Source organism: Ruegeria sp. HKCCA5463 (assembly GCF_013034175.1).
Lineage (GTDB): Bacteria > Pseudomonadota > Alphaproteobacteria > Rhodobacterales > Rhodobacteraceae > Ruegeria.
Genome location: NZ_WQFL01000010.1, coordinates 120,802 through 132,407 on the forward strand (window position 1 = coordinate 120,802; position 11,606 = coordinate 132,407).

At 61.6% G+C, this 11,606-nt stretch carries 13 protein-coding genes; 12 read left to right on the plus strand and 1 reads right to left on the minus strand.

Features of this window, described 5'->3' with window-relative positions:
- The first annotated feature begins 380 nt into the window (after positions 1-380).
- The 6 genes from GOW09_RS18960 (at position 381) to GOW09_RS18985 (ending at position 6,157) form a co-directional block, all read left to right on the plus strand.
- Complete coding sequence (locus tag GOW09_RS18960) at positions 381-581, plus strand: hypothetical protein (RefSeq protein ID WP_171120061.1); 201 nt, start codon at positions 381-383, stop codon at positions 579-581.
- 70 nt (positions 582-651) lie between these two features.
- Positions 652-1,011 (plus strand): DUF2958 domain-containing protein, encoded by a 360-nt coding sequence (locus tag GOW09_RS18965; protein WP_171120062.1) that lies wholly within the window; start codon positions 652-654, stop codon positions 1,009-1,011.
- Positions 1,008-1,235, plus strand: coding sequence for a hypothetical protein (locus GOW09_RS18970; RefSeq protein ID WP_171120063.1), 228 nt, complete (start codon positions 1,008-1,010; stop codon positions 1,233-1,235). Before GOW09_RS18965 ends, GOW09_RS18970 begins: the two co-directional genes overlap by 4 nt.
- A gap of 350 nt (positions 1,236-1,585) precedes the next feature.
- Positions 1,586-2,308 carry a helix-turn-helix domain-containing protein gene (locus GOW09_RS18975; protein ID WP_371732287.1) on the plus strand — a complete coding sequence of 241 codons (723 nt, stop codon included), beginning with the start codon at positions 1,586-1,588 and terminating at the stop codon, positions 2,306-2,308.
- Positions 2,301-4,229 carry a relaxase/mobilization nuclease domain-containing protein gene (locus tag GOW09_RS18980; RefSeq protein ID WP_171120064.1) on the plus strand — a complete coding sequence of 643 codons (1,929 nt, stop codon included), beginning with the start codon at positions 2,301-2,303 and terminating at the stop codon, positions 4,227-4,229. Before GOW09_RS18975 ends, GOW09_RS18980 begins: the two co-directional genes overlap by 8 nt.
- A gap of 14 nt (positions 4,230-4,243) precedes the next feature.
- A complete protein-coding gene (locus GOW09_RS18985; protein ID WP_171120065.1) occupies positions 4,244-6,157 on the plus strand; it encodes a type IV secretory system conjugative DNA transfer family protein in 1,914 nt (637 codons plus the stop codon).
- A 43-nt stretch (positions 6,158-6,200) separates the two neighbouring features.
- On the opposite strand, the gene betI is transcribed toward GOW09_RS18985, so the two are convergent.
- Complete coding sequence (gene betI, locus GOW09_RS18990) at positions 6,201-6,866, minus strand: transcriptional regulator BetI (RefSeq protein WP_171120066.1); 666 nt, start codon at positions 6,864-6,866, stop codon at positions 6,201-6,203.
- Between the two features lie 108 nt (positions 6,867-6,974).
- Between betI and choX the strand changes: the two genes are divergently transcribed.
- The 6 genes from choX to GOW09_RS19020 form a co-directional block, all read left to right on the plus strand.
- The gene (choX, locus tag GOW09_RS18995; protein ID WP_171120067.1) at positions 6,975-7,901 is read left to right on the plus strand and encodes a choline ABC transporter substrate-binding protein; all 927 of its coding nucleotides are present in this window, start codon (positions 6,975-6,977) and stop codon (positions 7,899-7,901) included.
- A 5-nt stretch (positions 7,902-7,906) separates the two neighbouring features.
- Positions 7,907-8,839, plus strand: a complete 933-nt coding sequence (locus GOW09_RS19000; RefSeq protein ID WP_171120068.1) for an alpha/beta fold hydrolase — start codon at positions 7,907-7,909, stop codon at positions 8,837-8,839.
- The gene (gene choW, locus GOW09_RS19005; RefSeq protein ID WP_171120069.1) at positions 8,826-9,659 is read left to right on the plus strand and encodes a choline ABC transporter permease subunit; all 834 of its coding nucleotides are present in this window, start codon (positions 8,826-8,828) and stop codon (positions 9,657-9,659) included. The genes GOW09_RS19000 and choW overlap by 14 nt, the downstream gene beginning before the upstream one ends.
- Before the next feature lies 1 nt (position 9,660).
- Positions 9,661-10,692 (plus strand): choline ABC transporter ATP-binding protein, encoded by a 1,032-nt coding sequence (choV, locus tag GOW09_RS19010; RefSeq protein ID WP_171120070.1) that lies wholly within the window; start codon positions 9,661-9,663, stop codon positions 10,690-10,692.
- A 125-nt stretch (positions 10,693-10,817) separates the two neighbouring features.
- On the plus strand, positions 10,818-11,282 hold the full coding sequence (locus GOW09_RS19015) for a MarR family winged helix-turn-helix transcriptional regulator (protein ID WP_171120071.1): 465 nt from the start codon (positions 10,818-10,820) through the stop codon (positions 11,280-11,282).
- Positions 11,275-11,606 (plus strand): hypothetical protein (locus tag GOW09_RS19020; protein ID WP_171120072.1); only part of this gene is annotated, 332 nt, incomplete at its 3' end. The genes GOW09_RS19015 and GOW09_RS19020, both read left to right, overlap by 8 nt.

The window sequence follows — 11,606 nt, forward strand, 5'->3', positions numbered from 1 at the left end:
CTGGTCCAGGACGAGATCGTCATCGGCAATGGGTCGAAGCTTGATCATGCCCCGCCATATCAGGTTGCGCAGGGACATGTCATTCCGGTCGTGGCAGGGTCATCCAACTTCAGGCGTCATCCATCGTGGACGTAGCCAGTCCTCCTGCGGTCTGGCGTGATCGGCACGCAGCCCGGCCACCCCGGTTCCCCTCTCGTTTTCTTCCTGATGCAATCTCCGTGACCTGGCCCGTCTGTCGGGCGCGGCTTTCAGCCACCCCCTTCAAGCAGAACTTTCCCCTGCCTGCTTCGCAGTCATTCCTCGCGCGCCAAAGTTCAGCCTGACAGCCGGTCCGGGCGGTCCCGGTCTCCCGTTTGCATCGAAAACGAAGGAGAACCGAAATGACCAAGTACTACACCGTCAACACTCCCGACACCGGCAAGGATGGCAAGACCCGCTTCCACAAGGTGGGCGTCGCCTTCCCGCAGAACGAAGGCGCCAAGTCCTTCATGACCATCCAGCTCTTCGCAACCCCGGTGAATGGCGAGCTCGTCCTCTTCGAGCCCAAAGCCGACAGCGACGACGGCCAGGTCACCGAGTGACCCGGCCGGGGAGGGGCCTCGTGCCCCTCCCGCCAAACCTCACCGACATCTCACACGAAGGACAGACACAATGGAACTTCTGCCCCAATCCATCCTCGACCAGCTGGCCGCCAATGGCCGCGCCAACCAGACCCGCATCGAAGCTGGCGAGGACACCATCGACTTCGAGCCGGTGGTAAAGCTCTTCACTCCAGACGGCGGCGCCACTTGGCTCCTGAGCGAAACCGACCCTGAAGACGCAGATATCGCATTCGGACTCTGCGATCTCGGCCTCGGCTATCCGGAACTGGGTTCAGTTCGGCTCAGCGTCCTTATGGCGCATCGCGGTCGTCTCGGCCTACCGATCGAGCGCGACCTCCACTTCACAGCCGAGGCACCGCTCAGCACCTATGCCGAACGCGCACGCGAAGCCGGAGGGATCGTCACATGAGCACTAATATCCAACCCGAACATATCAGCGCCTTTGAGGCGCTGACTTCCGGAGAGCACGACAATTTCGCGCTGTTCTCCTGCTTCCTCGACGGAGCACCTGCGGTTGCGATTGTTGCCGTGACGCCCCCGGAAATCGAGGACGGTGAGTACCAGATCACGCCGCTCTTTGTGGGTATCACGGAAAACATGGTTCTGACGGATCATGAAGTAACTGCCGCCTGACGGTTGCGCGTCGCATAGCATTCAGAAGAAAAGGTCGCCCATTTCTGTGCGGCCTTTCTCAGTCTTGTTGATGTTCCCACGCGAACAAAGCTGGACGAAATTTTGGCGGCGTCTTGGCGAAACAGAAGGGCTCACTGTTCCCCGGCTGGTGTTGGTTTGAAGCGTGTTGAGTGGTCCGACGTCGTATCACTCCGTTGATCGAGATGTGCCAGCACCGGCCAGCAAAAAGACACGACATGCAAAACGTAATATTGCGCAATGTGATGTATTGAAGTATAAGCGAAGGAGAGAAGGAAGACATTGGCAGGATATGGCCAATGTTTGCACATTTTGTCCGAGGGGTCTGACCCGTGCCGAAGCCAGCGAAAAACCTGAAGCTTGAAGAGCGCATCGAAGTCGCGCGGCGCTTCGCGGCGGGCGAGAGCGCCAAGGAGCTGGCGGCGGCGTTTGGCATCTCCCCGCGCCATGTGAACCGGCTGGCGAAAGAGGAGGCGGGCGAGGGCATCGCGGTGCGCGATCCGAGCGAGACAGTGGCCTTCCGGGCAAGCCGATCAGAGCTGGACGCCTTCGACGCGGAGTGGCGCGAGCGGGGCTATGCCAACCGGTCGCAGGCGCTCAATGCGGTGCTGCGCGGGCGGTGCGGGTTCCTCGATGTGCCGCGTGATCTGGTCGCCGAATTCTGCGCTGCATGGCGTCAGGCGAAGGATGTGAGCGACGCTGGTTTGGTGCTTGCCAAGGCGGTCCATCGCGGTCGGCTGGCGGTCTCGGAAGCGGATCGCGCGGTGCTGATCGAACTTCTCGATCTTGTGCAGTCCATGAGCCGTGAGCTGGGTCGGATGAAAGATGCGGCGCAGGCACTGCGTCACCAGGAGTGGCCGCAAAAGGAAGAAGGGCAGGGGGCGGAGAGCGCGGTTCTGGAGGACGGCCCGCGCACGATCGAGTGCGGATTGAGGCTAGTGCGTGAGAGTTCCGGTTCAGAATTGGATCGCCCTTCGCTGCCTCTCGGCAAGCCTCGAACGCGAACGGCGATACCCGATGATTTTCTGAAGAACCGGAACTCTCGAAATGGCTGATCCGCTCGCACTCTACACTTCGGTCATGGGGCGGCTCTGGGAGGATGAGCGCATCCGGGGCCAGGCCGCGGCGCGGATCGATGCGCGGCTGGCGGGCCGTCGGCAGGGCCGCAGTTTCACGCGCGTCGGATCCCTGTCGGCGCGCAACGCGCTGAAGGCGGCCTCGGGCCAGAGCCGGGCGGCGGTGTTCAAACGGATCCGGGCCGGGGGCTGCAAGACGCGCGCTTCGCTCGGGGCGCAGATCTCCTACATCAACGACAAGGCGGTCTACACCTATTCGACGATGACCAACGCGCTGACCGATGCGGCGGTGCTTTCTGAGGAGCAGAAGGAAGACATCATCGAGGACTGGGCCGGGACCTGGCGCGGCTCGACCAAGCTCGGCTTCACCTCGCACATGTTGCTGTCCTTCCCGACCGACGTAACCGTCGACCAGGTGCGCGACATCGCGATGGACTGGACGGAGCATTTCTTCGAGAGCGGCGAATACGGCGACCAGTGGGATTATGTGCTCGCAGTCCATGACGACCGGGCGCACAAGCACGCTCACATTATCCTGAACAATCGCGGCGTCGAGAAGGGCACCTGGTTCTCCTGCTGGGCCGAAGGCGTGATGTCGCCGCAGCTGATGCGCGAAAAGCAGGCCGAGATCGCGGAAGGCTACGGCGTGATGCTCGACGCCACCACCCGGCTTGAGCGCGGCATCTTCGAGAAAGCCGCCGGGATCGAGGAAATCTACCGCGCTAAGGAAGAGGCCCGCCTGCCGCGCGAGATCGCCCTGACTGCCAAGGAATCCGCCATCGCGCAGGCGCAGGTGGTGGGCTTCGCCAAGGACTACAAGACCCTTGCCGACCTGCTGGACCGGATGGACCAGCGTCACATGGCGCGCGCCGTACGCGGCATGGCGGACGGGCTTGGCTCGGTCACGCCGTGGAACTTCACCGAAGGAGAGATAGACATGAAGGACATCAAGACCGTCGGTGATGCGATCGACTATTCCGAGCGCACGATCGAGGCGCTGAGGCTCAAAGCCGAGGAACTGGACCCGACCGAGCGCGCCGTTTTTGAAGCCAAGGCCGCGCCGATCATCGCGGACCTCTCGCAGATGGTGCCGGACCCGGAACTGCGCGCGCGTTTCGGCAAGCAGCTCGAGGAACCCTATCCGCCGGGGGCGGGCAGCGAGGTGCTGATCACCGCGCTGCAGCCCGGCAATGACGAGGGGCTACGCGATGTGCTCGAGCGCGCCGAGGAGGCAGGCATGGACAGCGTGGAACTGGTGGCCCGGATCGCAGCGGGCGGCACGCGGAACTACGGCATGGCGCAGGACTGGGTCGAGCGCGACATGAACGCGGTGCTGGCGAAGGACGGTCTGAGCGTGGAGACCGCCAATGACGAGCAGCTTGATGCCGCGCTCGAGAAGGTCGATGGGGTGATGGACGCGTTGATGGAGCGCGCGAAAGAACTGGGCGTCGAGATTGGCCGGACCCTTGCCGATGAGGAAGAGGCGACACTGCCGCTCATCGACGAGGATGACCGGACGCCCAATTCCTACCTGCAGGACCTCGCCGACATGCTGCGGGACGGTAAGCTCACCGAGGAACAGGAAGAAACGGTCGAGCGGACCCTGCAATCCGAGCTCTTCAGGGAATTGGGTGAAGAGGGCTTGGCCGAGCTTCGTCGCGGGAACTACGAGGTGCTGGACGCAGCCCTTCCGAGCAAGCTCGACCAGATCACCGTCACGCAGGAATTCCTCGAGATGACTTTCGAGGAGACCGGCGACCAGGTCTTCACCGACCGCGCTGCCGGGTTGCAGCAGGACAAGGCGACCGAAGTGGCGCGGCTGCGCGGCCAGCAGGAGGCGCAGGAAATGGGGCGCGATCTCGGTCGGGACCGCGGTCTCGATGACGAGATGGAATTCTGAAGGGGATGACCACCATGACCAAGACACTTCCCCTCTGGGCTGCGCTTCTTTTCGGTGTGATCTGCGGTGCCGTCATCGGAACCATCATAGCCGCTTTCTACCTGACCCTGGCCCTGAAAACCGGCTTTGGCAGCTTCGACATGTTGGCGCTCTGGACGGCGAGCGCGGGCACGCGCGCGGCACATCCGGAGGCTTTCAAGGTTGGATTCGGCGCCGTCGGCTTCGGGGCGATCGGGCTTGGCGCTTTGGCGCTGGCCTGGACCTGGAAGAAGGAGCGCGACGACTACGGCTCGGCCCATTGGCAGACCAAGGTGGAGTTGAAGAAGAACGATATGCTTCAGGCACCCGGCAAGGGATTCGTCTGTGGCAAGCTCGGCGCGCCGAGTTCCAAGGCTGAGTTCATCTCCTCGACCACCATCCCGCATGTGATGATGGTGGCCCCGACCCGCGCGGGTAAGGGCGTCGGCTTCGTGATCCCGAACCTTCTGAGCTTCGCTGGCTCGGTCGTGGTGCTCGACGTGAAGGGTGAGAACTTCGAGAAGACCGCGCGGCTCCGGGCGCTGAACGGTGACGAGGTCTATCGGTTCAGCCCCTTCGACTGGGCCAATGCCACGCACCGGTACAACCCGCTCGCCCGGATCGCCAAGGCCCCGACATTCGCGCAGCGCTTCACTGAAGTCTCGATCCTCGCCGACCTCTTCCTCGACAAGGACAACAAGCAACTCGACACCTTCTCTGAGGCTGGAAAGTCAATCTTTGTCGCGGCCTGCCTGCTCGCAATACAGCGCGGCACACCGAACCTCGGCGAGGTGAACAAGATCGTCGCCGGGGGCGACTACAAGAACGCGCAGTACAAGACCTACGCTGACGAGGCCAAAGAAGACATTTTGCGCGAGCTCTGGACCAATGCCGCCTCGGCCTCTTCACGGCTCCTAACCTCGAACATCCAGGCGCTGATGACTGCAGGCCTCAAGCAATGGGACAACCCGGCGGTCCGTTCGGCCACCGAGGCGAGTGACTTTGATTTCTCGACCTTCCGGAAGACTCCGCAGTCGCTCTACATCGCGGTGTCTGAAGATCACATCGCGACGCTGGCGCCGCTTCTGCGCCTGATGTTCGCCGATCTCATCGCCTCGATCCGGCTGAACGAGCCCGGCCAGGACGAGCCCTGGCCCGTCATGATGATGATCGACGAATTCCAGCAGATGGGGGCGATGCCCTACCTCGAACGCGCGATCCATTCGCTGGCGAGCTATGGTGGGCGCGTCGCGATGATCGCGCAGTCTCTGGCCTCGCTCGACCGGATCTACGGTCCCGAGGGCCGCGAAAGCCTCGAGAACGGGTCAGGGCTCAAGCTCTACATCACCCCGCGCGACCAGCGCACAGTGAAAGAGGTTTCGGCCGCCGTTGGCAGCACCACCCGCGAGGCCGTGACCCGCATGTATGGCCGCAACAAGGGTTTCCTCGGCGCGACCTCGACATCGGCGCGGCTGGAAGAGCGGCCGCTACTTTCTGAGACCGAGGCTCGGCTGATGGATCCTGACGAGGTGATCATCCTCGCCTCGCCCCAACATCCGATCAAAGCGAGCCGGATCAAATATTACGATGATCCGTTCTTCAAGGACATGCTCGCCCGCCAGGAGGGCAAGCCCTTCCCCTATCCGCCGAGTGTGCAGGGCGTTGGGCCCTGGGGCGGCGATGGTGATGACGAGGCAAGTACTGATGAGCCGGTGAAACCAGCCGATCGCGCGCCTGTCCGGGACCGCTCGCAGCGCCGCGAAGCACGCGCAATGAGCGTTATGGCGATGGAGGCTGGGCGCGGGCAGCCTGAGCCGGAGATGTTCGGGCGGGATGCGGCGGTGCCGAAGGAGTGGGAAGCTGCGCTCGACCGGCAGGAGGATTTCATTGAGGAGTTGTTGGGTGGGTGATAGCGGATGCTTTGCGCAAAGCCCTCACCTGTCATTGATCTGATCAAATTTCCCGTCGCAGAGGGGCTTCATAGGGCGTCAAAATCGATTGGATCTCTTCAATGCGAGCCTTTGCAGCCAACCGTTCAGGGCAGTCAGGGAACAGAGACTCCATCAGTAACTCCATCTGCTGCAGGGCGGTGTCGCGGCCAATGCCCCCTTCATGCAGGCCGCAACGCAACCATAGGCCATCAATCATCGCCGATATCGCCAGAGCGATTTCTTCTGCCCTCTCCTGCTCGGTCAGTTGCTTTAGTGCATGCATCAGGTTCGAGTGCATCCGCTGGTGAATGGCCGTCTGTATCCTCTGGTAGCTCGGATTGTACGGGATTTCAGCGAGCAGCGACAACCAGGCGTGTGAGAGTTTGGGCGTGAAATACTGCCGCGAAAAATTAGCTTCGATCACTGAGTAGACCCTTTCCCAAGGCGTATTTGAGCGAATCATCAGCGCTCGTACATCTCGGGCCAAGTCGGCATTAGCGTAGCGTAAAGCCATTTCCAGTAGCCGGGCCTTGTTTCCGAAGTAGTGCAGGACGTTGGTCTTCGAGACGCCCGCACGCTTGGCGACCTTCTCCACGGTGGTTCCGGAAAGCCCTTCGTCACTAAGGACTTCGAAGGCTGCTTTGGAATACTCCTCGGTCCTTAGCCGCCACAGTTTCGTCCGCTTCATCTCGCTCTCCCAGAATTGCTCAAAGTAAATATTTTGTTGACTCGGGTGTCAAATAGTACCTAACAGACTATTAATAGACCATCGAGTCTATAAACTTGGGAGGACAAAATGAAAACATTCTCGATTTCAGCTGCCCTTGGCATTTCGCTTCTGGGGGCGGGTTTGGCCGAAGCATCCTGTGAGAAAGTCCGGATGGCGGAGCCGGGCTGGACGGACTTGGCGCTCACTTCTGGTGTGGCATCCGTGCTGCTGAAGGGGCTGGGGTATGAGGCGGAAACAAAGGTGCTCGGCACCACGGTCACATACGAGGCGATGGTCAACGGCGATTTGGACCTGTTCCTGGGATATTGGGACCCTGCCATGGCAACCTATTTCGCACCCTATATCGAAGGCGATGCCATCGAGACGGTGAACCAGAACCTGGAAGGGGCGAAATACACTTTTGCCGTGCCGAAGTACGTGTATGACGCGGGCGTTACCAGCTTTGCCGACCTCGCCGCGCATGCGGACAAGTTCGGCAGCCGCTTCTACGGCATCGAGCCCGGCTCAAACACGCAGATGATGGATATCATCGAAACGAATGCCTTCGGGCTGGGCGGCTGGAACGTTGTAGAGAGCTCGGAACAAGGCATGCTGGCGCAGGTGCGCAGGGCCGTGTCGCGGGAGGATTGGGTCGTCTTTCTGGGCTGGGCGCCGCACCCGATGAATGTGGAATTTGACATCGAGTATCTGAGCGGCGGCGACGACTATTTCGGTCCGGACTTCGGGGCTGCGACCGTGCATACCCAGACCCGCGCGGGTTATTCCGGGGAATGCCCGAACATCGGGCGCCTGATCGCCCAGCTGGACTTTACCGTGCCGATGGAAAGCGAGGGCATGGGGTATATCATCAACGATGGCGAAGATCCCGAAGAGGCGGCGCTGCGGCTGATCAAGCAGCACCCGGATATGCTGGATGGCTGGCTGGACGGAGTTGACACGCTTGCAGGCGCCCCGGGCCTGCCCGCAGTCCGAGCCTATGCGGGGCTGGAGTGACCATCGTGCAGTGGCTCGTTCCTCACACCGCCAAGGCAAGCGGCCAGCCGGTGCAGCTCGGCTACTGGGAAGCCGGTGATCCGGCGGCCTATCCGGTCGTCCTCCTTGTAGGACTGGGCATGCAGGCAATCGAATGGCCCGCGGAATTTATCCGGCAGCTGTCGGAAACCCGCCGGGTCATCTGCATTGACAACCGCGATGCCGGGAAATCCCCGCGTTGCGGTGAGGACAGCGAGCCGCTTGCGGCCGGGATCTGGATGCAAGGCGATGCCGTAGCCGCCCAGGATCTGGCCCCCTATTCGCTCTTTGACATGCGGGATGATGTCCTGGCCCTGCTGGACTGCCTGCAGATCGGCACCTTTGACATCATCGGATTCTCCATGGGCGGCATGATCAGCCAGCTGGTGGCCGCTGCCGCGGGCCCGCGGGCCGGACGCTTTGTGCAACTTGCCAGCAACGACGGCACGGCCGAAGTCGATGGCGATGCGGATTCCAAGTGCCGGATGGCCCGGCTGTTTACCCGGCCTTCGGATCCGGACCTGATCCGGACATACCTTCTGGAGGATGCCCTAGTCTACGGCGCAGGACGGATCTTGGATACGCCGGAATTGCGGGCCGAAATAGATGCCATCTATGCTGCTGGTTACTCTTGCGGCGGTGCAGCCCGCCACGCGCTGGCTGTCCTCACCACGCCGGACCGGCGGCAGCTGCTCAAGTCAATCCAAAGCCGGACACTGGTTCTGCACGGCGACCGCGACAGCTGTATTTCCCCGCAACGGGGCACGGCAGCGGCTGCGCTGATCCCGGAGGCCCGCTTCGAGCTGCTGCCGGGCGTCGGGCATGTTCTGGATCCCAAGATGTGCGATGCCGCTCTCAATTGGCTGGAGCCGGCTTCAGGCACAAGGTCAAGAATTGGAGAAAGCCATGGAGTGGCTTGAAACACATAAGATCCCGGTCGGCCATTGGGCAAAGCTGATGGTTGACTGGCTGACCGGCAATATGGCCTGGTTCTTTGACGGGCTGTCAGAGGGTATCGGAACCATCGTGGCAGCCACCCTGTGGCTTTTGCAGATGCCGCATCCGCTGGTGCTGGTTGGCCTCGTATCAGGGCTGGCCTGGTATCTGCACCGCTCGCTGGCCTTGACTGCCTTTGCGGCACTCGGCCTGCTTTTGGTCATCAACCAAGGGTACTGGATCGAGACCACAGAAACACTGTCTCTGGTGCTCGCGGCAACCACTATGTCGATGCTGATCGGCGTGCCTGTCGGGGTTCTGGCTGCCGGGCGGCCTTGGCTCTACCGGCTTCTGCAGCCGCTTCTGGATCTGATGCAGACGATCCCCACCTTCGTTTACCTGATTCCGGCGCTGGTGCTGTTTGGTCTCGGTGCGGTTCCGGCCCTGATTGCAACAGTTGTGTTTGCCGTCCCTGCCCCGATCCGGCTGACTTACCTTGGCATCTCCTCGACGCCGCATGCGCTGGTGGAAACGGCGGATGCTTTTGGCGCCACCCCGGCGATGGTGCTGTGGAAGGTGAAGCTGCCCTGGGCCATGCCTCAGATCCTGGCCGGATTGACCCAGACCATCATGCTGTCGCTGTCGATGGTCGTTGTAGCTGCGCTTGTCGGCGCCAGCGGGCTTGGCGTTCCCACCCTGCGCGCGCTCAACCAGGTCAACGTCGGCAAGGGCTTCGAAGTTGGCGTTGTAATTGTTATCGTTGCGATCCTTCTGGACCGCCTTCTGAAAGCCGGGAGGGGCTGATATGACACAGCCGGTCATCAAGTTCGAGAACGCCAGCATCGTGTTCGGGGACAATCCGAAATCCGCCTTGCCGCTGATGGATGCGGGCCGGAGCCGGGAAGAGGTCCGGGCGGAAACCGGGCAGATCCTGGGGGTCCACAACTGTTCGCTGGACGTGCAGGAAGGTGAGATCGTCGTGCTGATGGGCCTGTCCGGCTCCGGCAAGTCGACCCTGCTGCGCGCCTCCAACCGGCTCAATCCATTGGCCGCCGGTTCCGTGCATCTGCGGAGCAACGGGGGGCTTGTGGACCTTGCCGCCGCCTCTGCTGCAAAATTGCGGAGCCTCCGCCGCCGTGACGTGTCGATGGTATTTCAGCAGTTTGGCCTGCTGCCCTGGCGTAGGGTTCTGGAAAACGCGGCCTTCGGGCTGGAGGCTGCTGGCGTGCCACGGGAAGAGCGGCTTCAGCGGGCCATGCGGCAGCTGGAAAAGGTGCATCTTGGGCAATGGGCCAATACCAATGTCTCAGAGTTGTCGGGTGGTATGCAGCAGCGGGTGGGCCTGGCCCGCGCCTTTGCCACCGACGCGCCGCTGCTGCTGATGGATGAGCCGTTCTCGGCGCTGGACCCGCTGATCCGCAACGAGCTGCAGGACGAACTGCTGGAGCTTCAAGCGGACCTGAAGAAGACGATCCTTTTCGTCAGCCACGATCTGGACGAGGCGATTAAACTTGGCAACCGGATTGCGATCATGGAAGGCGGCCGCATCGTGCAGCTGGGCACACCGCAGGAGATCGTGCTGAAGCCAGCCACGGATTACGTTCGGAGTTTCGTGTCCCATATGAATCCGATGAATGTGCTTCGTGCAGCGGAAATCATGAAGCCGGTCAACGGCACCATTCCTGCTGGCGCGCGGGTGCGCGATGCCGGCACAACGGTAAAGGACCTGATGCGGGCGCAGCTGAACGACGGCGGAGAGTACTTCGTGTCCAATGGCCGCGACATCATTGGCAGGCTGGATCATTCCGATATCTTCAAGGCCCTGCTGCGCGAATAGCGCAGCAGGCTTTCCCGGCGCAAATCCAACTTATTGCTTAAAAAAAACAAAGGGGTGGCGGCCCGCTCCCAATTTCCTTAAAGGCGCAACTTGAAATATCCCTACATAGGGATAAATATCAAAGTATGAAACGAAACACACATGACCGCGAAAACATGGCCTTGGTTCTGGCCCTCCTGCGCAGTGCCCAGCAGTTCCACCGGGCAATCGGCCCGGTATTCCGGGCCGCAGGACTGACAGCGTCGCAATGGGACGTGCTGGAAACTCTCAGCAACAAAGGCCCGATGACCGTGAATACGCTGCTGGAACGGGCGCTGGGAACCTCCGGCAACCTGGATGTGGTGATCAAGAACCTGATCCGCTCCGGGCTTGTCGAAAAATCGGCTAGCGATACGGACCGGCGCAGCCGCGTCCTGTCCCTGACAACCGAAGGCAGGGCAAAGGTCGAAACCTTCCTGCCCATCCACAACGCCGCATTGGCGGAGATCTTTGAAGGTCTGCCCGCCGACGGCAAGCGCCAGACCATACGGATGCTGAACCGGCTCCGCCGCAGCGTGCACCACACCCGAAAGGATCATACTGATGAGTAATCGCACCTTCCTGACAGCGCACAGCGTGATCTACGCTTTCTTCGCTCTGGCCCTGTTTTTTGCGCCCGGCCTGCTGTGGCCGAACTATGGTGTTGAGCTGAACGACCGCTACGCCTGGTTTCTGTCGCAGCACAACAGCATCTTTCTCGGCGGCATCGCCGTCATCAGCTTCCTGTTTCGCGATGCGCCCTCCGGCAGCGTCGAGGGCCGCAAGATCCTGACCGGCCTGATGTGGACCAACCTGCTGGGCCTCGCTGTCACTTTCTACGCCGGTGCCGCAGGTATTTTCACCGGCTTTGGCTGGTCGGATCCGGCATTCTTCGC